Source organism: Pseudomonas sp. PSB18 (assembly GCF_014596565.1).
Lineage (GTDB): Bacteria > Pseudomonadota > Gammaproteobacteria > Pseudomonadales > Pseudomonadaceae > Aquipseudomonas.
In genome coordinates, this window is sequence record NZ_NOIN01000001.1 from 384,462 (window position 1) to 406,943 (window position 22,482).

21 protein-coding genes are annotated in these 22,482 nt (G+C 62.4%); 16 read left to right on the top strand and 5 right to left on the bottom strand.

Annotation, left to right across the window (positions count from 1 at the left end):
• Positions 1–64: 64 nt before the first annotated feature.
• Positions 65–463 carry a MerR family transcriptional regulator gene (locus tag CGA22_RS01605; RefSeq protein WP_041022416.1) on the top strand — a complete coding sequence of 133 codons (399 nt, stop codon included), beginning with the start codon at positions 65–67 and terminating at the stop codon, positions 461–463.
• Positions 464–616: 153 nt separating this feature from the next.
• Positions 617–1,516, top strand: a complete 900-nt coding sequence (locus CGA22_RS01610) for a hydroxymethylglutaryl-CoA lyase (RefSeq protein ID WP_041022415.1) — start codon at positions 617–619, stop codon at positions 1,514–1,516.
• Between the two features lie 643 nt (positions 1,517–2,159).
• Here CGA22_RS01610 and CGA22_RS01615 read toward each other — a convergent pair.
• Complete coding sequence (locus tag CGA22_RS01615) at positions 2,160–3,851, bottom strand: AMP-binding protein (RefSeq protein ID WP_041022414.1); 1,692 nt, start codon at positions 3,849–3,851, stop codon at positions 2,160–2,162.
• A 209-nt stretch (positions 3,852–4,060) separates the two neighbouring features.
• On the opposite strand from CGA22_RS01615, the gene CGA22_RS01620 reads away from it, so the two are divergent.
• The 4 genes from CGA22_RS01620 to CGA22_RS01635 are packed head-to-tail and all read left to right on the top strand — an operon-like array spanning position 4,061 to position 9,651.
• A complete protein-coding gene (locus CGA22_RS01620; RefSeq protein ID WP_041022413.1) occupies positions 4,061–5,224 on the top strand; it encodes an isovaleryl-CoA dehydrogenase in 1,164 nt (387 codons plus the stop codon).
• An 11-nt stretch (positions 5,225–5,235) separates the two neighbouring features.
• Entirely contained in the window at positions 5,236–6,843 is a 1,608-nt protein-coding gene (locus CGA22_RS01625) for a carboxyl transferase domain-containing protein (RefSeq protein WP_041022412.1), read from the top strand.
• Between the two features lie 13 nt (positions 6,844–6,856).
• Entirely contained in the window at positions 6,857–7,702 is an 846-nt protein-coding gene (locus CGA22_RS01630; protein ID WP_041022411.1) for a gamma-carboxygeranoyl-CoA hydratase, read from the top strand.
• The gene (locus CGA22_RS01635; protein WP_041022410.1) at positions 7,702–9,651 is read left to right on the top strand and encodes an acetyl/propionyl/methylcrotonyl-CoA carboxylase subunit alpha; all 1,950 of its coding nucleotides are present in this window, start codon (positions 7,702–7,704) and stop codon (positions 9,649–9,651) included. Before CGA22_RS01630 ends, CGA22_RS01635 begins: the two co-directional genes overlap by 1 nt.
• 29 nt (positions 9,652–9,680) lie before the next feature.
• Here CGA22_RS01635 and CGA22_RS01640 read toward each other — a convergent pair whose 3' ends face one another.
• Entirely contained in the window at positions 9,681–10,328 is a 648-nt protein-coding gene (locus CGA22_RS01640; RefSeq protein WP_041022409.1) for a LexA family protein, read from the bottom strand.
• Between the two features lie 128 nt (positions 10,329–10,456).
• Here CGA22_RS01640 and CGA22_RS01645 point away from each other — a divergent pair, with 128 nt between their 5' ends.
• Complete coding sequence (locus CGA22_RS01645) at positions 10,457–10,795, top strand: DUF6124 family protein (RefSeq protein ID WP_041022408.1); 339 nt, start codon at positions 10,457–10,459, stop codon at positions 10,793–10,795.
• Between the two features lie 486 nt (positions 10,796–11,281).
• Positions 11,282–12,433: a M14-type cytosolic carboxypeptidase gene (locus CGA22_RS01650; protein ID WP_041022407.1), complete on the top strand. Its 1,152-nt coding sequence runs from the start codon at positions 11,282–11,284 to the stop codon at positions 12,431–12,433.
• A gap of 82 nt (positions 12,434–12,515) precedes the next feature.
• Here the strand turns inward: CGA22_RS01650 and CGA22_RS01655 are convergent, their stop codons facing one another.
• Together CGA22_RS01655 and CGA22_RS01660 are read right to left on the bottom strand one after the other, a co-directional pair.
• Positions 12,516–13,058 carry a cytochrome b gene (locus tag CGA22_RS01655; protein WP_041022406.1) on the bottom strand — a complete coding sequence of 181 codons (543 nt, stop codon included), beginning with the start codon at positions 13,056–13,058 and terminating at the stop codon, positions 12,516–12,518.
• The gene (locus CGA22_RS01660) at positions 13,055–14,149 is read right to left on the bottom strand and encodes a catalase family peroxidase (RefSeq protein ID WP_188258466.1); all 1,095 of its coding nucleotides are present in this window, start codon (positions 14,147–14,149) and stop codon (positions 13,055–13,057) included. Before CGA22_RS01660 ends, CGA22_RS01655 begins: the two co-directional genes overlap by 4 nt.
• A 167-nt stretch (positions 14,150–14,316) precedes the next feature.
• Here CGA22_RS01660 and CGA22_RS01665 point away from each other — a divergent pair, with 167 nt between their 5' ends.
• Together CGA22_RS01665 and CGA22_RS01670 are read left to right on the top strand one after the other, a co-directional pair.
• Positions 14,317–14,823, top strand: a complete 507-nt coding sequence (locus CGA22_RS01665) for a sigma-70 family RNA polymerase sigma factor (RefSeq protein WP_041022061.1) — start codon at positions 14,317–14,319, stop codon at positions 14,821–14,823.
• Complete coding sequence (locus CGA22_RS01670; protein ID WP_041022060.1) at positions 14,820–15,572, top strand: anti-sigma factor family protein; 753 nt, start codon at positions 14,820–14,822, stop codon at positions 15,570–15,572. The genes CGA22_RS01665 and CGA22_RS01670 overlap by 4 nt, the downstream gene beginning before the upstream one ends.
• 120 nt (positions 15,573–15,692) lie before the next feature.
• On the opposite strand, the gene CGA22_RS01675 is transcribed toward CGA22_RS01670, so the two are convergent.
• A complete protein-coding gene (locus CGA22_RS01675) occupies positions 15,693–16,529 on the bottom strand; it encodes an IclR family transcriptional regulator (RefSeq protein ID WP_041020096.1) in 837 nt (278 codons plus the stop codon).
• A 251-nt stretch (positions 16,530–16,780) separates the two neighbouring features.
• Here CGA22_RS01675 and CGA22_RS01680 point away from each other — a divergent pair, with 251 nt between their 5' ends.
• The 6 genes from CGA22_RS01680 to CGA22_RS01705 all read left to right on the top strand — a co-directional run bounded on the left by CGA22_RS01680 (position 16,781) and on the right by CGA22_RS01705 (position 22,465).
• Complete coding sequence (locus tag CGA22_RS01680; RefSeq protein ID WP_041020095.1) at positions 16,781–17,806, top strand: ABC transporter ATP-binding protein; 1,026 nt, start codon at positions 16,781–16,783, stop codon at positions 17,804–17,806.
• Complete coding sequence (locus CGA22_RS01685; RefSeq protein WP_041020094.1) at positions 17,803–18,672, top strand: ABC transporter permease; 870 nt, start codon at positions 17,803–17,805, stop codon at positions 18,670–18,672. The genes CGA22_RS01680 and CGA22_RS01685 overlap by 4 nt, the downstream gene beginning before the upstream one ends.
• Positions 18,673–18,678: 6 nt before the next feature.
• A complete protein-coding gene (locus CGA22_RS01690; RefSeq protein ID WP_041020093.1) occupies positions 18,679–19,473 on the top strand; it encodes an ABC transporter permease in 795 nt (264 codons plus the stop codon).
• 7 nt (positions 19,474–19,480) lie between these two features.
• Positions 19,481–19,771, top strand: a complete 291-nt coding sequence (locus CGA22_RS01695) for a (2Fe-2S)-binding protein (RefSeq protein ID WP_041020092.1) — start codon at positions 19,481–19,483, stop codon at positions 19,769–19,771.
• A gap of 226 nt (positions 19,772–19,997) precedes the next feature.
• The gene (locus CGA22_RS01700; protein ID WP_041021300.1) at positions 19,998–21,353 is read left to right on the top strand and encodes an NAD(P)/FAD-dependent oxidoreductase; all 1,356 of its coding nucleotides are present in this window, start codon (positions 19,998–20,000) and stop codon (positions 21,351–21,353) included.
• Positions 21,350–22,465 carry an NAD(P)/FAD-dependent oxidoreductase gene (locus tag CGA22_RS01705; protein WP_041021299.1) on the top strand — a complete coding sequence of 372 codons (1,116 nt, stop codon included), beginning with the start codon at positions 21,350–21,352 and terminating at the stop codon, positions 22,463–22,465. The genes CGA22_RS01700 and CGA22_RS01705 overlap by 4 nt, the downstream gene beginning before the upstream one ends.
• Positions 22,466–22,482: the final 17 nt, after the last annotated feature.

Here is a 22,482-nt window from a genome sequence, read left to right on the forward strand (position 1 = left end):
TGCTTGACGTGAACGTCAACCTGACATTAGCTTAGCGCCAGCCCCTATCGTTTCGAGCGCGTCCATGAGCAGTCAGACCTATAGCATCTCCGACCTCGCCCGGGAACTGGACATTACCACCCGGGCCATCCGTTTTTATGAAGAGCAAGGCCTGCTGAGTCCGGAACGACGGGGTCAGGAGCGCATCTATTCCCCGCGGGACAAGGTCAGCCTGAAGTTGATCCTGCGGGGCAAGCGCATCGGTTTTTCCCTGGCCGAGTGCCGCGAGCTGATCGAGCTCTACGACCCTTCCAGCGGTAACCAGAAACAACTGCACAGCATGCTGGCGAAAATCACCGAGCGCCGGGAGCAACTCGAACAGCAACTGCTGGACATCGAACAGATGAAGCTGGAGCTCGACACCGCCGAAGAACGCTGTATCCAGGCATTGGAGCAGACGCTCAAGGGGCAGGACGCTGTTTAGCTGTCATACCCACTGTGGGAGCGAGCCTGCTCGCGATAGCGGTGTAACCGCCAACATCAACGTTGCCTGACATAGCGCTATCGCGAGCAGGCTCGCTCCCACATTGGATCGCCGTAGCCTCGACATATTGGCAACCCATTAAAGGTCAAACCCATGTCCCTTCCCTCCTTTGTACGCTTGATCGAAGTCGGCCCCCGCGACGGCCTGCAGAATGAAGCGCAACCCATCAGCGTCGCCGACAAGGTGCGCCTGGTGGATGCACTGAGTGCCGCCGGCCTGGGTTACATCGAAGTCGGCAGCTTCGTCTCGCCCAAGTGGGTCCCGCAGATGGCCGGTTCCGCCGAGGTATTTGCACAGATCCAGCGCAAACCCGGTGTCACCTATGGGGCCCTGGCACCGAACCTGAGAGGGTTTGAGGACGCGCTGGCGGCCGGGGTGAAGGAAGTGGCGGTGTTCGCCGCCGCGTCCGAAGCGTTCTCCCAGCGCAATATCAACTGTTCCATCAAGGACAGCCTGGAGCGCTTCGCGCCGATCATGGAGGCCGCCAAGCGCAACGGCGTCAGTGTGCGCGGCTATGTGTCCTGTGTGCTGGGCTGCCCTTACGAAGGCGCCGTCAAACCCGAGCAAGTGGCCTGGGTCGCTCGCGAGCTGTATGCAATGGGCTGTTACGAGGTGTCCCTGGGCGACACCATCGGCACAGGCACCGCCGGCGCCACGCGCAAGCTGTTCGAAGTGGTTTCGGCGGACGTTCCCCGGGACAAGCTCGCCGGCCATTTCCATGACACCTACGGCCAGGCCATGGCGAACGTGTATGCCAGTCTGCTCGAAGGCATCGCCGTGTTCGACAGCTCCATCGCCGGCCTCGGCGGCTGCCCCTACGCCAAGGGTGCCAGCGGTAACGTCGCCACCGAAGACGTGCTGTACCTGCTCGATGGCCTGGGCATTGAAACCGGCGTCGACCTGGACGCGCTGATCGTCGCGGGTCGACAGATCTGTGATGTGCTCGGGCGCCCGACCGGTTCGCGCGTCGCCAAGGCACGCAATGCTCAATAAGGTGTTACCGCACCGGCGGTGAAACGAGTAACACGGAAACAATTTGTCAGATTCACCTCGCTGTTCTTTTCACCTGAAAAAATTAACTTACTGATTTATAACGATTTTTAAAAGTTGGCACGGCACCTGCTATCTCTCTTGCATAACAAGAATAAAAAAAGCGGCAAACCCAATAAAAACAAGACGAAACGACTCTGACATAACAAAAACAACACGGCAGAGACGCAGCTAACAGATTTTTTTGGAGAAGATGTGCTTTTCAGGGTGCTTCCAGGAGCAACCCGCAACCGGGCAGAGAACAATAAGACTACCTTCAGGTAGGACCCGAATCGGTTGGATCGCAAGGCGAAAAAGCAGATCAGCGCTCAAAAAAATACGTTTGCTCTTGATCCCGGATGGGGATCGCCAAAAACAGCGGTAAAGGGTCACGGCTACCAAAAACAACAACAGGCCGCCCTTCAATAATAAAAAAGAGCACGCGACGACAAAATTAAAGGGGAGCTTCGGCTCCCCTTTGTGCTGTCTGGTGGTTGGCTTTTTATGTGGGAGCGAGCCTGCTCGCGATGAGGCCGTATCAATCGACCTCCCTATCAACTGACCGCTATCGCGAGCAGATTCGCTCCCACAGGTGTCGTGGCGAGTCTTATCGATCGCGCAGTTCTTCGATGCTGATTTCACGCATGCGGAATTTCTGGATCTTGCCGGTCACCGTCATCGGAAACTCCTCGACGAACTTGAAATGACGTGGCGTCTTGAAGTGGGCGATGCGCGTCTTGCACCAGGCCTGCAGCTCTTGTTCGGTCACGCTGTGCCCGGGATGGAACTTGATCCAGGCCACGATCTCCTCGCCGTAGCGTGAACAAGGGATGCCGATGACCTGCACATCGGCTACCGCAGGGTGAGTGAAGAAGAATTCTTCCAGCTCACGCGGGTAAATATTCTCACCTCCCCGGATGATCATGTCCTTGTTGCGTCCGACAATGCGGACGTAACCCTGCGCGTCCATGGTCGCCAGGTCGCCGGTGTGCATCCAGCCGTCCCCGTCGATGGCCTCGGCGGTACCCTTGGGGTTGTTCCAGTAACCGAGCATCACGCTGTAGCCACGGGTACACAGCTCGCCGATGGTGCCATGGGGAACGATGTCGCCAGCCTCGTCGACAATTTTGCTTTCCAGTTGCGGCTGGGTACGGCCGACGGTGGTAACGCGCAACTCCAGTTCGTCTGAAGGACCGGTCTGTAGCGACACCGGACTGGTTTCCGTCATGCCATAGGCAATCTGCACCTCGCTCATGTGCATGTCGTTGATCACCCGCCGCATCACTTCGATCGGGCAGGTCGAGCCGGCCATGATCCCGGTGCGCAGGCTGGACAAGTCGAATCCACGCCGCTGCGGTTGATCCAGCATGGCGATGAACATGGTCGGTACGCCGTACAGCGCGGTGGCTTTTTCCTCGGCCACGGTGCTCAGGGTCAGCAAGGGGTCAAAGGCGTCGTTAGGGTAGATCATGGTACTGCCGTGAGTCAGGCATCCCAGGTTTCCCATGACCATGCCGAAGCAATGGTAGAGCGGCACCGGGATCACCAGCCGGTCATTGGCGCTGAGGCCCAGGCTTTCGCCCACCATGTAGCCGTTGTTGAGAATGTTACGGTGACTGAGGGTCGCGCCCTTGGGAAATCCGGTGGTGCCTGAGGTGTACTGGATGTTCACCGGTTGCTCGACATGCAGGCTGGCCTCGCGCTCGGCCAGCGCTTCAGGCGAAACCGCCATGCCCAGGTCTGCCAGTTGCGACCAGGGCAGAAACCCTGACGGTGGTTGGGGATCGAGGCTGATCACGCCCCGCAGGTCCGGCAAGCGTTCGCAGTGCAATTGGCCGATCGATTGTTGCGCCAGTTCCGGCGCGAGGGATTGCACCATGGCGTGATAGTCCGAGGTCTTGAACGCCCCGGCGCACACCAGCCACTGACACCCGGACTGCTTGAGCACGTACTCCAGCTCGGAGCTGCGATAGGCCGGGTTGATGTTGACCAGGATGACGCCGATCTTCGCGCTGGCGAATTGGCTGATGCACCACTGGGCGCAATTGGGGGCCCACACGCCAAGACGGTCACCGGTCTTCAGGCCCAACGCCAGCAACGCCCGGGCGTGCAGATCGACCGCTTCGGCCAGTTGCCGCCAGGTATAACGCAGCGCTTGATGGCGAACCACCAACGCCTCGTTATCGGGATAACGGGCCACGGTCCGGTCGAAAGCCTGGCCGATGGTCTGCGTCAACAAGGCCTTGGCCTGAGAGCCGCGGGTGTAGCTGAGCTGCGAATGCGAACCGGGTTGATCCATGACGCCCCCTCTTGTCTTTATTAGTGGGTTGCTACGCTGAACCGGTGAAACAAAGCCCACAGGGTCACGCTGTCAGCCGCATCTACTCTGGACCAAGTTGACGTTAACGTAAAGGTGATTGACAGCCATTTATTGCAGGCTTACGTTAACGTAAAGCCGAGAGCGCTCCCGCCCCTCTCCACACCCGATAAAAAAGCCAAAGGTGTCCCATGAGCTACCCATCCCTGAATTTTGCCCTCGGTGAAACCATCGACATGTTGCGCGACCAGGTGCAGGCCTTCGTCAAGGCCGAGCTGGCGCCACGAGCAGCGCAGATCGACGTCGACAACCTGTTTCCAGCCGACATGTGGCGCAAATTCGGCGACATGGGCCTGTTGGGCATCACCGTACCGGAAGAATACGGCGGCGCCGGCCTGGGTTACCTGGCCCACGTGGTGGCGATGGAGGAAATCAGCCGTGGTTCGGCCTCGGTCGCCCTCTCCTACGGCGCCCATTCCAACCTGTGCGTCAACCAGATCAACCGCAACGGCAACCACGAGCAGAAATCCAGATACCTGCCGAAGCTGATCAGCGGCGAACATATCGGCGCTCTCGCCATGAGCGAGCCGAACGCCGGTTCCGATGTGGTTTCCATGAAGCTGCGGGCCGACAAGCGCGGCGACCATTACGTGCTCAATGGCAGCAAGACCTGGATCACCAATGGCCCCGACGCCAATACCTACGTGATCTACGCCAAGACCGACCTGGAAAAAGGCCCCCACGGCATCACCGCGTTCATCGTCGAGCGCGACTGGAAAGGCTTCAGCCGCAGCAACAAGTTCGACAAGCTCGGCATGCGCGGCTCCAACACCTGCGAATTGTTCTTCGATGACGTCGAAGTGCCGGAAGAGAACATCCTCGGTGTGCTCAACGGCGGCGTCAGGGTGCTGATGAGTGGCCTGGACTACGAACGGGTGGTGTTGTCCGGCGGTCCCACCGGGATCATGCAGGCCTGCATGGACCTGATCGTGCCCTACATCCACGACCGCAAGCAGTTCGGCCAGAGCATCGGCGAGTTCCAGCTGATCCAGGGCAAGGTGGCCGACATGTACACCCAGCTCAACGCCAGCCGCGCCTATCTGTACGCGGTGGCCCAGGCCTGCGAGCGCGGCGAAACCGCGCGCAAGGACGCCGCCGGGGTGATCCTCTACACCGCCGAGCGCGCCACGCAGATGGCCCTCGACGCCATACAGATCCTGGGCGGCAATGGTTACATCAACGAGTTTCCGGCCGGGCGTTTGCTACGTGACGCCAAGTTGTACGAAATTGGAGCCGGCACCAGTGAGATCCGTCGGATGCTGATCGGTCGCGAACTGTTCAACGAAACCCGCTAACGGAGCTGACCATGGCCACGCTGCACACCCAGCTCAACCCACGTTCACCGGAATTCATCGCCAACCGCGACGCCATGCTCGAACAGGTCGGGGCCTTGCGCACCCTGCTCGCGCAAGTCCAGCAGGGTGGCGGGCCCAAGGCCCAGGAGCGGCACACTTCACGGGGCAAGCTGCTGCCCCGGGAGCGCATCAACCGGTTGCTGGACCCCGGTTCGCCCTTCCTGGAGATCAGCCCGCTGGCGGCCTATGAGGTTTACGGCGAAGAAGTCCCTGCGGCTGGGGTGATCGCCGGCATCGGTCGCGTGGAAGGCGTCGAATGCATGATCGTCGCCAACGACGCGACGGTCAAAGGGGGCTCCTATTATCCGCTGACCGTGAAGAAACACCTGCGCGCCCAGACCATCGCCCAACAGAATCGCCTGCCTTGCATTTATCTGGTGGATTCCGGCGGCGCCAACCTGCCGCGCCAGGACGAAGTGTTTCCGGACCGGGAGCACTTCGGCCGGATCTTCTTCAACCAGGCCAACATGAGCGCCCAGGGCATCCCGCAACTGGCAGTGGTCATGGGTTCGTGCACAGCAGGCGGGGCATATGTTCCAGCGATGGCCGATGAAGCAATCATGGTCCGCGAACAGGCAACCATCTTCCTGGCCGGCCCACCATTGGTAAAGGCCGCCACCGGCGAGGTGGTCAGCGCCGAGGACCTGGGCGGTGCCGACGTGCATTGCAAGATTTCCGGCGTCGCCGACCACTACGCCGACAACGACGAACATGCCCTGGCCCTGGCCCGCCGCAGCGTCGCCAACCTCAACTGGCGCAAGCTCGGTGAGTTGCAGACACGCCCCCCCATCGCCCCGCTGTATGCCAGCGACGAGTTGTACGGGGTGGTACCGGCCGATGCCAAGCAGCCTTTCGACGTGCGGGAGGTGATCGCGCGCCTGGTGGACGGTTCGGTGTTCGATGAATTCAAGGCATTGTTCGGCACCACATTGGTGTGCGGCTTTGCCCATCTGCACGGCTACCCCGTCGCGGTCCTGGCGAATAACGGCATCCTGTTCGCAGAAGCCGCGCAAAAGGGTGCGCACTTTATCGAGCTGGCCTGCCAGCGGGGCATCCCGTTGTTGTTCCTGCAGAACATCACCGGCTTCATGGTCGGGCAGAAATACGAGGCCGGTGGCATCGCCAAGCATGGCGCGAAGCTGGTCACCGCGGTGGCTTGCGCCCGGGTGCCGAAGTTCACGGTCATCATTGGCGGCAGCTTCGGCGCGGGTAACTACGGTATGTGCGGACGAGCCTACGACCCACGTTTCCTGTGGATGTGGCCGAACGCGCGGATTGGCGTGATGGGCGCCGAACAGGCCGCCGGTGTGCTGGTGCAGGTCAAGCGCGAACAGGCCGAACGCAGCGGCCATCCATTCAGCGCCGCCCAGGAAGCCGAGATCAAACAACCGATTCTCGATCAGTACGAAGAACAGGGTCACCCCTACTATTCCAGCGCGAGGCTGTGGGACGACGGCGTCATCGATCCGGCCCAGACCCGCGACATAGTGGGCCTGGCCCTGTCCGCATCACTGAACGCACCTATTGAACCGAGCCGCTTCGGCGTGTTCCGGATGTAACCGGGGAATGCCCATGGACCACTTCAACACCCTCGAATTGCTGACCGACCCGCGCGGCGTTGCCACCCTGTGGTTGAGCCGCGAGTCGAAGAACAATGCGTTCAACGCCGAAATGATCCGCGAGCTGATCCTCGCGTTGGACCAGGTCAGCAGCGATCAAAGCGTGCGCTTCCTGCTGATCCGCGGTCGTGGCAAACACTTCAGTGCCGGCGCCGACCTGGCCTGGATGCAACAGTCCGCCGAGCTCGACTACCACACCAATCTCGACGACGCCCGGGAACTGGCGGAGCTGATGTACAACCTCGCCAAGTTGAAGATTCCGACGCTGGCAGTCGTCCAAGGCGCGGCCTTTGGCGGCGCGCTGGGGTTGATCAGCGCCTGCGACATGGCCATCGGCGCCGATGATGCGCAATTCTGCCTGTCGGAAGTGCGCATTGGCCTGGCCCCGGCGGTGATCAGCCCATTCGTGGTGCAGGCCATTGGCGAACGGGCAGCCCGACGCTACGCCCTCACCGCTGAACGTTTCGGCGGACAACGTGCGAAAGAGATCGGCTTGCTGTCGGAAAGTTACCCTCCCGAGGCGCTGGACGATCAAGTCGCGCAATGGATCGATAACCTGTTGCTCAACAGCCCGGCGGCCATGCGCGCCAGCAAGGAACTGCTGCGCGAAGTCGGCAACGGCGCCCTGACCCCGGCGCTGCGACGGTATACCGAGAATGCCATCGCCCGCATCCGCGTCAGCCCGGAGGGGCAGGAGGGCCTGCGCGCCTTTCTGCAGAAGCGGCCGCCGAACTGGCAGGCCGAGTCGCCCCCTGCCCCTTCGAAACCTGCCCCGTCGAAACACAAGGAGCCCCGTTGATGAGCGCCCCTGTCCTCACCACCGTGCTGGTGGCCAATCGCGGTGAAATCGCTTGCCGCGTGATGCGTACCGCCAAGGCCATGGGCCTGACCACGGTTGCGGTGCACAGCGCCACCGACCGCGACGCCCGCCACAGCCGCGAAGCCGACATCCGGGTCGACCTGGGCGGCAGCAAGGCGGCCGACAGCTACCTGCAAATCGACAAGTTGATCGCCGCCGCCCAGGCCAGTGGCGCCCAGGCCATCCACCCTGGTTACGGTTTTCTTTCGGAGAATGCCGGGTTCGCCCGTGCCATCGAAAACGCCGGGCTGATTTTCCTTGGCCCGCCCGCCTCGGCCATTGATGCCATGGGCAGCAAATCCGCGGCCAAGGCCCTGATGGAAACCGCCGGCGTGCCCCTTGTGCCCGGTTACCATGGCGAAGCCCAGGATCTGGAGACGTTCCGCGCCGCCGCCGAGCGTATCGGTTACCCGGTGCTGCTCAAGGCCACCGCCGGGGGCGGCGGCAAGGGCATGAAAGTCGTCGAAGACGTCAGCCAACTGGCCGAAGCCCTGGCCTCAGCGCAGCGTGAGGCGCAATCGTCGTTCGGCGACTCGCGGATGCTGGTTGAGAAATACCTGCTCAAACCACGTCACGTTGAGATTCAGGTGTTCGCCGACCAGCACGGCCATTGCCTGTACCTCAACGAACGCGATTGTTCGATTCAGCGCCGTCACCAGAAAGTCGTTGAAGAGGCTCCCGCCCCAGGCCTGACTCCGGAACTGCGCCGGGCAATGGGCGAGGCCGCCGTGCGCGCGGCCCAGGCGATTGGCTACGTCGGCGCCGGCACGGTGGAGTTCCTGCTGGATTCGCGGGGCGAGTTTTTCTTCATGGAAATGAACACCCGGTTGCAGGTCGAGCACCCGGTCACCGAAGCGATCACCGGGCTGGACCTGGTGGCCTGGCAGATTCGCGTTGCTCAGGGCGAGCCGCTGCCGATCACCCAGGAACAGGTCCCACTGTCGGGCCACGCCATCGAAGTACGGCTATATGCCGAAGACCCGGCCAACGACTTCCTTCCGGCCACCGGGCGCCTGGCGCTGTACCGCGAATCGGCCGCAGGGCCGGGACGGCGGGTCGACAGCGGCGTCGAAGAGGGTGATGAGATCTCGCCCTTCTACGACCCAATGCTCGGCAAGCTGATTGCCTGGGGCGAGGATCGTGAACAGGCGCGGTTGCGACTGTTGAGCATGCTCGATGAGTTTGCCATCGGCGGGTTGAAAACCAACATCGGCTTCCTGCGTCGCATCATCGCCCACCCGGCCTTCGCCGCGGCGGAGCTGGACACCGGTTTTATCCCACGCTACCAGGCGCAATTACTGCCAGCACCTGGTGAACTGGATGACGACTTCTGGTCCGCAGCCGCCCAAGGTTTTGCCTTGGGTCTGACGCCGCGGGTACGCCCCGACGATGCCGCTTCCCCCTGGTCCGATACCTCCGGTCTGCGTTTGGGACTGCCAAGGGAAACCACGTTGCATTTGAGCTGCGAGGACCAGGATCGAGCGATGACACTGGACGTCCAGGCCACGGCCGCGGAGCTTCGCGGTGAACACCTGGTGATCGACCACAACGGCCTGCGCCATAGCCATCGAGCCATCCGCCAGGGCGACAGCCTGTATCTGCAATGGCAGGGCGATCTGCGTCGCGTCGAGCTGTACGATCCGCTGGCCGCCGCCGAAGCCAGCCACAGCCACGAGGGCGGCCTGACCGCGCCCATGAACGGCAGCATCGTGCGGGTGTTGGTGAGCCCCGGCCAGGCAGTAGAGGCTGGCGCGCAACTGGTGGTCCTGGAAGCGATGAAAATGGAACACAGCATTCGTGCGCCCAAGGCCGGTGTGATCAAGGCGCTGTATTGCCAGGAAGGGGAAATGGTCAGCGAGGGCAGCGCACTGGTGGCATTCGAAGAATAGGCATCGGCCCCGTCCAAGGGCCGATCCGGTTAGAACCTGATGGTCGCCTGCACGACCACACCGATGATGCGGCATTGCTCGGTGTACAGGTTTTTCGGGTAAGTCGGGTTGAGCGGTACCAGGTACTGCTGCCCGCTCTCCTCGATCAACTTGCGAAAGGTTGCATCGCTGCTGCCCGGCAACTGGGCAACCACCAGCTTGCCGGGCACCGCCTCGATGGCCGGGTCCACCAGGATCGACATGCCCTCGGGAATGCTCAGCCCGGTGGGTGCGGTCATCGCATCGCCCATCACCACCAGCCAGAATGCATCGCCTTGGGCGTGGTAATCCGTCAACTCATAACGCGCCTGGCTGTAGCGCTCGGGATCGACTTCGCGGATTTCGCCGACGTCGTGCCAGTCACTCACCGGGTAGCGGAAGTACGGGTTGTACTTCTGCGCCAGGGCCATGCCCTCTTCGGTCGACGTATCCGGCTCGCGGATCACCATCGCCACTTCGAGGAACTCCATCCCCAACGCCTGCAGGACCCGGTTCATGTCTTCGACACTGGGCTCCCGGCGCTTGGTCAGCCAATGGCCGACGCCGCCCTGTGACATGCCCAGACGCTCTGCGAGCACCACTTGCGTGACGCGCAGCTCCTTCATTTTGGCCTTGACCAACTCTATCCATTTATCCATGAGCGGCACGATACGTGGATGACTCCGACCATCAAAACACATATTGTAGTATTTAAATTGCCGTCACAATTACGATGCGTACTATTCTGGATCGAGGATTTCAGCCCACTACGGAGAAACTCGACACCATGGATACACTCAGCAAAGACGAGCCCACAGCCCCTTCCAACACCCCGTTCCCCTCGCTACAGGATTGCCCGGCCGCCCAACGGGCCTTGGACTATTACTTGAAACCGAGTGTTTCGGATGAACAGGAACACCGCTTTTTCGACGTGAACCGCAATATCAATGGCGAAGAAGCCCTTGTCCATGCGTGCGACCTGCTGCGCTGTGCGGCAGCCACCGCTCACGAGTCCGCCAACCGGTTACAGGGTTCGAACCGTGACCTGGCATTCTCGGTGGTGCATATGATTGATCTGGCCAAGGTCATGCTGGATCGGTCCCTGGACGGCTACCCGACTCGATAAGCAGCTTGAATCAACGAGAACCGCATCGTGGACGCGGGCGTCAGGACATATTTTCCAATGCGCGCAATAAAAACATTTGACTTGCAAATGATAATGATTATTATTGCATCAACTGATCGCGAGATCGGTCGATAGTCCAGAAGGCCTTAGGTCGGACTTCTGGAGTATCTCCTCATCAGGCTAATCACGGTTTTTGACCCGGCTCTTTGCCGGGTCTTTTTTTTGCCGATTTTCCGGCTGATGGCTTCAGGCCAATGAAGTCTTTGACGGGGGGTTACTGATTCGATAACGGCTAGGATTTTCCATTTTCAAAGCCTCGTCAGACCGGCAAAAACTATCGACAGCCAGCACTTGAGAATCAGGTGTGGACTCTCTAAGCTGTTTCTGCGTCCAGGGAGGACGCCCCCTGTTTTATGACGCAATTCGTCTCGATCTACCCTTCCTTGCGTGTAAAGTAACGGCCATGGAAATCCTCTCAAAGGAATCGTGACCGTGGCTAAATCGTCTTTTGATATCAGCGCCAATTTCGACAGCGGCAATATCCAGGTCGTGGACATCAGCAACCCGTTGCAATCGCTGCTGAAAATCCGTCCCGACACCCGCAGCGCCCACTTCCAGTGGTTCCACTTCAAGGCCAGCGGCTTGCATGTGGGCCATGAATATTCCTTCCGCCTGCTCAACGCCAGTCAATCGACCTACAGCAAAGGATGGCCGGGTTACCAGGCCGTTGCTTCCTACGATCATGTCAACTGGTTCCGTGTGCCCACCCAGTTCGAAGGCGACTCCCTGCGTTTCTACCTGGAAGCCGAACAGCCTCACGCCTGGTTTGCCTATTTTGAGCCCTACAGCCGTGGCCGCCATGACTGGCTGATCGAGCAGGCGCAGCACAAGGCCGGAATCGAACTGCTGGCCACCGGTAAAAGCGTCGAGGGACGTGATATCCAGTTGCTGCGTAAAGGCAGCGGTGCCGAAGGCCGGCGCAAGGTCTGGATCATCGCCCAGCAGCACCCCGGCGAGCACATGGCCGAATGGTTCATGGAGGGCGTGATCGAACGTCTGCAGGATCAGGACGACGCCCAACTGAACCGGTTGCTGGCCAAGGCCGATCTCTATCTGGTGCCGAACATGAACCCGGACGGCGCGTTCCATGGGCATCTGCGCACCAACGCCATGGGCCAGGACCTCAACCGTGCCTGGCAGGACGCCAACCCGGAAATCAGCCCCGAGGTATTCTTCGTACAGCAGCAAATGGAAAAGTATGGCGTCGATCTGTTCCTCGACATCCACGGTGACGAGACCATCCCCCACGTCTTCACCGCCGGTAGCGAGGGCAACCCCGGCTACACACCCCGCATTGCCAAGCTTGAAGAGCGCTTTCGCAGCCACCTCAAGCACCAGACCAAGGACTTCCAGACCACGCATGGCTACACCCGCGACGAACCGGGCCAGGCAAACATGACCTTGGCCTGCAATGCGGTCGGCCAGAAATACGACTGCCTCTCCTTGACCCTGGAAATGCCGTTCAAGGACCACGACGACCACCCGAACCCACAGACCGGCTGGTCCGGCAAGCGCTCGATGCAACTGGGCAAGGATGTGCTGAGCACTGTGGCGGATATGGTCGATGAGCTGCGCTGACGCCGTCTGACCCATTCAGCCTGTGGCGAGGGGATTTATCCCCTCGCCACAGGCTTTCTTCGCCCATGACGCTATCGAGCACTCAAGCTCGATCACGCCCGCGCAACATGCTATCCAGCACCTCATCCCGCCGCACCCAGCCGTGAAACAGTGCCGCCGCCAGATGCACCAGCACGGTCAGGAACAGCAGGTAGGCCAGGTACCCGTGGGCCTTGCGCAACACCGCGAACGTCTGGGCATTCGCCGGCAGGATCGAGGGCAGTTGCAGCGAGCTGCTGAGCATCACCGGGTCCCCCGCCGCAGAAATCATGCCCCAGCCCAACAGCGGCAAGACCAACATCAAGGCGTACAACAAGATATGCGAGGCCTTCGCCGCCAGTACCTGCCAGCCCGGCAGATCCCTCGGCAGTGCCGGTGGGCGCGTGGTGAAGCGCACCGCCAGGCGCACGATCACCAACAATAGAATCGCGATGCCCAGGGGCTTGTGCAACTGAAGCAGCCACTCATGCCGTTCAGACACCGAGGCCACCATGCCCGCGCCGATGAACAGCATGGCGATGATCATCAATGCCATCAGCCAGTGGAGCAGCCGGGCCAGGGGTGCGAAGTGACGGGGGGCGCTCATGGGCGGGACTCCTGGGTGGCGGGCAACTGGCTCACTTCGCTGGTACGCCGCAGATAGGAACTGGCATACGCGGCGGAACGCGCGGCCAGCAGCGGGTCTTCGGAACCCTCGATACCGCTGGGCAGGATCAACGGGTCATAGTTGATGTCTCGGCACTCGCCGTTGTCTTGCGCCTGGGTACTCTCCAGCACCAGCGTGCCGGCATTGAGCACCTTGCGATCGGTGGGCCAAGGCTTGCTGGCGTCATTCACCGGATCGCCGGGATTGGCCAGGGTGATGTTCAACCGCCAGCGCAACGGCCCGGCGGCGAGACGCTTGGTCAGGTCCTGCGCCAGGTAGTCGGCGCCCTGGGCGGGTGGCGCATCCGCCGCGTCCGCAGTCAGCGGGACCACGCCCCAGCGCACTGCCTGACGCTGCCCGGCCGGATTGACCAGGTAAAACGCATTGATACCGTTGTAGGTTTCGGTGGCATAGCTGGCCGACGGCTTGGCGGTCTTGATCCATTGCAGGAACGGCACGGCTTCCGGGTGAGCGGCAAAGAACGCCGGCACTGCTGTCGGGTTCGGTTTCCCCGTGGCGGGATCCGGTGACTGGGCCTGCTGGAACTGATAGAACGCCTCAGGCGTGCCCACCGGGAACACCGGCATGCTGTTCATGCCGGTCCGCCATTGCTGGCCGTTGGCCTGGGTGAAGCGTAGCGCCAGGCTGCGGATCGGTACGCTGCCGTCCGGCGCGTAAGGGTTACCGCTGGGCAAGGCGAAACGTCCAACGACCGGCGTCCGTGCATCCATGAACACCTGGGCGCTGGAATAGGTTCGCGCCTCGCCGCTGCTTTCGAAATAACCGGCGACACAGACACCCTTCGAGTGATTGCGCCGGAAGCCCGGATGAACACCATTGTTCTTTTCCAGCACATTGACCAGCGCCTGGGGCGTCAGGCGCTGGGGGTCAAGGGTGCCATTGACGTAGGCAAACGCCCCCGCCAGTGCGGCAACAATCACCGCAATGCCACCGAGGCGCAACGTCAGGCTGACGGCACTCAACGGCGGCCGAGCCGATGCCGGGCCAGGTGAAGAAGAAGGGTCAACCATGACGAAGCTCCAAGGCTCAAGGCCATTTGAGGAAAGGACCCGTCAGACGAAGGCCCGATGGTTTTATTCCCATGCCTCGTATTTATTTTTCCTACGCTGGAATAATCTCGTTCGGGGATCGTCTTTCCAGTCTCACCCAGCGACGGCTCACCGGATGCCAAACGCCCATGAACGAACTCGATGACCAGTTGCGCATGCTCATCCCCCGACTACGGCGGTTCGCCGTGTCCCTGACGCGCAACTCGAGCAATGCCGACGACCTGGTGCAGACGTGCCTGGAGCGGGCCTTGTCAAAATGGGACGACAAGCGTCCGGACGGCGATTTGCGGGCCTGGCTGTTTTCCATCCTGTACCGGCAGTTTCTCGATGCCCACCGCCGTTCCCGACGCTACGCCCGCATGCTGGAATTTTTCACCGGCCGCGACGAGACGCACCCCTCGGCCGAGCGCAGCGTGATCGCCCAGTCGTCCCTGCAGGCCTTCGACCAACTCACCACCGAGCAGCGAGCGCTGTTGCTGTGGGTGTCGGTGGAAGGCTTGAGCTACCAGCAAGTCGCGGACATCCTCGGCGTGCCAACCGGCACCGTAATGTCTCGCCTGTCCCGCGCCCGCCAGGCCTTGCGCCAACTCAGCGAAGGCGAAATCACCCGCCCCACCCTGCGGATACTCAAATGATCAGCATGCCCCCCAGCGACCGCGACCTGCACGCCTACGTCGATCGTCAATTGAGCGAAGCCGACCAGCACCTGATGGACACCTACCTTGGCAGCCACCCCGACGTTGCCGCCCGGGTCCGGGCCTGGCAACAGGACGCGTTGCGCCTGCGCACGGCCCTGAGTGGCGCCTTGCAACAACCGGCCAATCCGGCGCTCGACCCGACGTTGATCCGCCAACGGCTCAAACATCGCTCACGCCGACACCTGGCCAGCGCCGCGATGCTGTTGCTGGCCGTCAGCGTGGGCGGTTTCGGTGGCTGGCAGGCCCGTCAAATGACCCTCCTCAGCGCCGCCCAACCCATGGCTGACGCCTTGCAGGCCTATCGGCTGTTTGCCCAGCAGGGCATCCTGCCGGCCGATTACCAGACCGGTGACGAAAGCAGCATGCAAGGCTGGCTCGACCGCTACTTCAGCGACGCCAATCGCCTGCCGGATCTTTCCGGCGCGGGCTTCAAACCGGTCAGTGGCCGCTTGCTCAGCACCGAGCAAGGCGCGGCGGCGATGATCGTCTACCAGGACGAAAGCGGTCAGAAGATCAGCTTCTATGTGCGCCCACCGGGGCCCAGGAATTTCCTGCTGCCCCGTGGCAGCCGGCGCGACGGCGAGTTGCAGGCCGAATACTGGTCCGGCCCGGGGTACAACTATGCGGTGGTGATTCCCAGTGACATGCCGGCGGCCCAAAAACTCAAGCAGACCCTGGACTTCTGACCCCCGCCGCCCTCCCCTGTGGGAGCGAGCCTGCTCGCGATAGCGGTGGATCAGTCGACACCTTGCTGACTGACCTACCGCTATCGCGAGCAGGCTCGCTCCCACAAGGGGCTCGAAACCTCACCCCTGCCCAAACACCTGCGAAGGCCGGCGCAGCAACGGGTCGAACGGGTTGATCCGTGGGCCGATCAAGGCCGCCTCGCGCTTGAGCATTTCCACCACCGTCGGCAGGCGATCCGGTCCCAGGCGATCGCTGATGGTCGCCACACTCAAGGCCGCCACGGCACGGCCGCCGCGATCCAGGATCGGCACCGCCACCCCCGCCATCCCCTGCAGCACGCCGGTGTTGCGTCCGGCGTAGCCCAGGTTGCGCACATTCTCCACTTCCGAGCGCAGGAAGACTTCGTCGTACAGATGAAAATCCTTGAGCCGCGGCAGGTTGTAGTGAATCACCGTGTCGCGCTCCTCCTCCGGCAGGAACGCCAGGATCGCCAGGCTGCCCTGGCCCACGCCCAACGCCACTCGGCCGCCGATATCACCGGTAAAGGTGCGGATCGGAAACGGCCCTTCACTGCGGTCCAGGCAGATCGCATCGAAGCCGCTGCGCGCCAGCAGGAACAACGAGTCCCCCAGGGACGCCGACAGCCGCAGCATGGCCGGTCGCGCCAGTTCACGCAGGTTGCCGGTGTTCCCAGCACGGGCGGCCAGGGCGAAAAAGTCCAGGCTCAGGCGATAGCGTTTGCTGCGCCCATCCTGCTCGACCATGCCCTCGTCCATCAGGCTGCGCAGCAGGCGATGGGTGGTGGGCTGGGACAGGCCGATGCGCTGGGCCAATTGCGTCACCCGCTCCCCGCCCTCGGCGGTGTCGCCCAAGCTGCGCAACACGGCAAACAACCTGGAAACGGCGCCAACTCCGACTTCATTTTTTTCAGTATTCCGATCAGTGGAATTATTCATTCAGTTTTTTACTCATCAATTCACTGGTCGAATGAAACTGAAAATAGTCATCGCCTCAGTGAAATAGGCCATTGAGCCCATCCTATTCTTCGTCCTACTCTGCGTCCATACAGGGGCGATTCGAACAACAGCGGCAGCCGATCCAGGTCGAGCGCCAACGCACCGAGTGTCCTGCGTCACCCCTTCGTATCTGCCCTTACAAAAAAGCGCGCTTCACGGCGACGCATAACAATCTCAGGTGGAGCGCAGTCATGGCTTTCGTGCAACTTGAAAACTTGAGTAAACGCTACGGCGATATCGACGCCGTGGTTGCCACCAACCTCGCGGTAGAAAAAGGCGAATTCGTCTCGCTCCTGGGTCCTTCCGGTTGCGGCAAGACCACCACCCTGCAAATGATCGCCGGCTTCGTCGATGTCAGCAGCGGGCGTATCGTGCTGGACGGCCGCGACATCACCCACGCCAAACCCGCCAGCCGGGGCCTGGGCGTTGTGTTCCAGAGTTATGCGCTGTTCCCCCACATGACCGTCCGGGACAACGTCGCCTTCGGCCTGCGCATGCGCAAGGTGCCGGGCGGCGAACTCCAGCAACGGGTAGACCGGGTGCTGAAGCTGGTGCGCCTGGACCGGCATGCCGAGCGTTACCCCCGGGAGCTCTCGGGCGGCCAGCGCCAGCGCGTGGCACTGGCCCGGGCGCTGGTGATCGAACCGCCGGTGCTGTTGCTCGACGAACCGCTGTCCAACCTCGACGCCAACCTGCGCGAAGAGATGCAATTCGAAATCCGCCGCATCCAGCGGGAAGTCGGTATCACCACGTTGATGGTCACTCACGACCAGTCCGAAGCGCTGTCCATCAGCGACCGCGTCGTGGTGATGCAAGCCGGGCGTATCACTCAGATCGATACGCCCTACACCCTTTACGAACACCCACGCACTACCTTCATTTCCGGCTTCGTTGGCAAAGCCAATCTGCTGCCCGGCGAACGTGACAGCGCCGGCGTGGTTCAAGCCTGTCAGCCGGGCCAGGGCGAACTGACCCTGAGCCTGCGCCCCGAAAAAATCGACCTGTGCGCCGTTGGCGCGGGCCGCCTGCAAGGCACGATCGCCAGCCGTTTCTTCCTCGGCAGCCAATGGTTGTATGGGGTCTCGACCAGCCTGGGTGAGCTCTGCGTGGTACGCCGAAATGACGGCTCTGCGCCGATGACCGAAGGCACGGCGGTGGGCCTGGACTGGGATCCGGCGTTGTTGCGTGTATTGAGTGTCGATGAGGTGCCGGCATGAAGCTGCTGGACGGCATGCGCCGGGGCCGACAAGGCTATCTGATGTCCGCACCGGCCCTGGCCCTGTACCTGGGTCTGCTGGTGATTCCCCTGGGGCTGACGCTGGTGCTGTCGTTCAACGTTTTCGACTACGGGTCGGGGATCGACAGCCACGCTTACACCCTCGATCACTACATCAGCCTGCTGGGCGATTCGTACTTCTACGAGATCTTTTTGCGCACCTTCTGGATCAGTGCCCTGACCACGCTGTTGTGCGTGCTGATCGGCGTGCCCGAAGCATACGTGCTCAGCCGCATGGGCGCGCCATGGCGCTCGATTTTCCTGATCCTGATTCTCACCCCGTTGCTGATCTCGGTGGTGGTCCGGGCCTTCGGCTGGAGCCTGCTGCTGGGCGCCGACGGGTTGGTCAACCAGACGTTGCAAGCGTTCGGTGGCTCGCCCATGAAGCTTTTGTACACGCCGTTCGCCGTGGTGATTGCCCTGGTTCACGTGATGCTGCCGTTCATGATCATTCCGGTCTGGACCTCGCTGCAGAAACTCGACCCGGCCGCGGAACAGGCGGCGATGTCCTTGGGGGCCAGCCAATTCACGGTGATCCGCAAGGTGGTGCTGCCGCAGATCATGCCCGGCGTGCTGTCCGGCACCCTGATTGTGTTCGGCCTGGCCGCCAGTTCCTTCGCCATTCCCGGCCTGCTCGGCGGACGCCGTTTGAAGATGGTCGCCACGCTGATCTACGACCAGTACCTGTCGGAACTCAACTGGCCCATGGGCGCGGCCATCGCCATAGCGCTGTTGCTGCTCAACCTGCTGATCATGCTGTCGTGGAACCGCATGATCGAAGGCCGCTACAAGAAGTCATTGGGGTAACTCATCATGTCCAGGAACGGTCCTTTCGCCCTGTTGTTTCATGCCTTGGTCGTGGTGTTCATGCTGGCGCCGCTGGTGGTGGTCTGTCTCGTCGCCTTCACCCCGGAAAACACCCTGAGCCTGCCGACCACGGAATTCTCCCTGCGCTGGTTCCGCGCTGTGTTCGAGCGCGCGGATTTCGTCGATGCGTTCTACAACAGCCTGGCCCTGGCGTTCTGCGCGGCCTCGCTGGCAACGTTGATCGCGGTGCCGGCAGCGCTGGCAATCACCCGCCTCGAATTTCCCGGCCGGGATTTTTTCAACGGCCTGTTCCTGTCACCGATCATCATTCCGCACCTGGTGCTGGGTGTGGCGCTGCTGCGGTTGTTTGCGCTGATGGGGGTCAACGGCAATTTCACCTGGCTGATCTTCGCCCACGTGCTGGTCATCACGCCCTATGTGTTGCGCCTGGTGCTGGCGTCGGCCATCGGCCTGGACCGCAGTGCCGAACAGGCTGCGCAATCCCTGGGTGCCGGGCGCTTCACGCTGTTTCGGCAGATCACCTTGCCGATGATCCTGCCGGGGGTGGCCGGGGGCTGGCTGCTGGCGTTCATCAACAGTTTCGATGAAGTCACCCTGTCGATCTTTGTCACGTCACCGGCGACGCAAACCCTGCCGGTGCGCATGTATGTGTACGCCACCGAATCCATCGACCCAATGATGGCGGCGGTGTCGGCACTGGTCATTGCGCTTACCGCACTGACGATGATTCTGCTCGACCGGATCTATGGCCTGGATCGGGTTCTGGTGGGCAAACAATGAGGGCACCATGGCGCTGCTGAAACGACTGGCCGAAGGCGACCGCCCGGCCCTGGACTTTACCCTCGACGGCCAGCCGGCCAGCGGCCTGTTGGGCGATACGCTGCTGACCGCCGTGCTGACCTGCGGCGAACACCTGCGCGGCAGCGATTTCAGCGCCGAACCCCGGGCGGGGTTCTGCCTGATGGGCGCCTGCCAGGACTGTTGGGTCCGCCTCGGCGACGGCCGCCGCGTCCGCGCCTGCGCCACCCTGCTCGAAGCCGGCCAGCAAATCACCCGCGAACCGGGACGGCAGGTATGAATAGCTCACTTATGCCCTATGGGAGCGGGCTTGCTCGCGAAAGCGATCCTCCTGCCGCCATCGTTGCTGAATGGACCACCGCTATCGCGAGCAGGCTCGCTCCCACAGGGGTTCTGCGGCGGTCACAAAATCGGCGTTCCGCACCGATCCATTGTGGGAGCGAGCCTGCTCGCGATAGCGCCTTCGACGGCGCCACACATCCCCTGATCATGTCGATGAGGCCATCATGAAACCAATCGCCATCATCGGCGCCGGCCCTGCCGGAATCCGTGCCGCCCAGACCCTGGTCGCCCACGGCGTGTACCCTGTCCTGCTGGATGAAGCCTTGCGCGGTGGCGGGCAGATCTATCGGCGGCAACCGGCCAATTTCAAGCGCTCGCCAGCCAAGTTGTATGGCTTCGAAGCGCACAAGGCCCGCTCGATCCACCAGACCATCGACGAGTTGCGCGACCAGCTCGACTATCGTCCCGACACCCTGGTATGGAACGCCGAAGCCGGACTGCTCGATACCCTGCATGAAGGTCGTGCCGCCCGGCTGGAGTATTCGAGCCTGATCGTCGCCACTGGCGCCACCGACCGGATCCTGCCCGTACCGGGCTGGACGTTGCCGGGCGTGTACAGCCTTGGCGCCGCGCAGATCGCCCTGAAATTCCAGGGTTGCGCCATCGGTGAGCGCGTGGTGTTCGCCGGCAGCGGGCCGTTGCTTTATCTGGTGGCCTATCAATACGCCAAGGCCGGCGCCAATGTGGTCGCCGTGCTCGACAGCTCCCCTCTGCGCGCCCAGGCCCGCGCCCTGCCCGCCCTGCTGACACAACCGGCCACACTCGCCAAGGGTCTCTACTACCGGGGCTGGCTGACCGCCCATGGCATCGCCGTGCATCAGGGCGCGAGCCTGTCGCGTATCGACGGTGAGCGCCGGGTGCAGTCGCTGAAATGGTACAACGCAAAAAGCGAGCATTCCCTCGACTGCGACGCGGTGGCCTTCGCCCACGGCTTGCGCAGCGAAACCCAACTGGCGGACCTGCTGGGCTGCGAGTTCACCTGGAACGCCCTCAACCGCGCCTGGCTGCCCCAGCGGGACAGCGCCGGCCGCAGCAGCGTGAACGGGGTCTATCTCGCAGGTGACGGCGCGGGAATCATGGGCGCCGACGCCGCCGAGAAAGCCGGCGAACGCGCCGCCCTGGCCTTGCTCGAAGACAGCGGTTACCGAGTCGATCCGCAGCGCTGCACCCAACTGGAAACAGAACTCGAGCGCATCGGCCATTTCCGCCAGGGCCTGGAGCGGGCCTTTGCCTTCCCGCAAAGCTGGGCCGCCGACACGGCTGACGAACTGATGATTTGCCGCTGCGAAGAAGTCAGCGTCGGCGACATCCGTCGGGTGATCGGCGAAGGCCATTGGGAAATCAACCGGGTCAAGGCCCATTGCCGCGTCGGCATGGGGCGTTGCCAGGGAAGAATGTGCGGCGCCGCGGCGGCGGAAATCATCGCCCACGAAAGTGGACGACCCATTTGCGGCATCGGTCGCTTGCGGGCACAGGCGCCGGTCAAACCCGTGCCGTTTGGCCTGGAGGTGGAACCATGATCGAAGTCGACGTGGTGATCATCGGCGGCGGCATCGTCGGTTCGTCGGCCGCGCTGTTCCTGAGCAAGGCCGGGCGTCGGGTAGCGCTGCTGGAACGGGACTTCTGCGGCTCGCACTCAAGCGGTGTGAACTATGGCGGCGTGCGACGCCAGGGGCGGCCCTTGTCTCAACTGCCGCTGTCGCAACGGGCCCACGAAATCTGGAGCCAGCTGCCCCAGTTGATCGGCATTGATGGTGAATACCAGCGCAGCGGCCACCTGAAACTGGCCCGCAGCGCCGAGGACATGCGTGCGTTGCAGGACTACGCCGCCCGCAGCCAGGGCTTCGGTCTCGACTTGCAACTGCTGGATCGCCAGGCACTGCACACGCGTTTTCCCTGGGTCGGTGCGGTGGCTGTCGGCGCGTCCTTTTGCCCGGACGACGGTCACGCCAACCCACGACTGGTGTCCCCGGCCTTTGCCCAGGCTGCACGTCGGCATGGCGCTCAAGTTCATGAACAGTGTCCAGTCAGCCTTGTAGAGCACGACGGCCAGCGCTTTACCGTGCGAACCGAAACGGGCCTGACGCTGCGTGCACCCTGGCTGCTGAACTGCGCCGGCGCCTGGGCCAGTCATTTCGCCGCTCAGTTCGGCGAAGCCGTGCCCATGTATGCCGGGCACCCGGCGATGTTGGTCACCGAGCCATTGCCCTTGGTGATGGATGCCAGCACCGGCGTGGAAGGCGGCGGGATTTATGCGCGTCAGGTTGCGCGCGGCAATTGCGTGCTGGGCGGCGGCCAGGGTTTCGCCCTGGACGACGCTCGCGCCCGGCCCGGCCAGAACGCCGTGATCGAGATCCTGCGCCAGGCGGTCGAGCTCTACCCGTTCCTTGAGGGCGCCCAGGCGATTCGCACCTGGAGCGGCACCGAAGGCTACCTGCCCGATCGCCAGCCGGTGATCGGGCACAGCAGCACCCAACCCGGCCTGTTGCATGCGTTCGGCTTTGCCGGAGCGGGCTTCCAGATCGGCCCGGCGGTGGGCCAGGCGCTCACCGAAATCATCTGTTGCGGCGAATCGAAAACGTCGCTGGATGCGTTTTCCATCACCCGGTTTCACTCCATCTCCGTTTCTTGATAGAGGAAGGTCGCGCC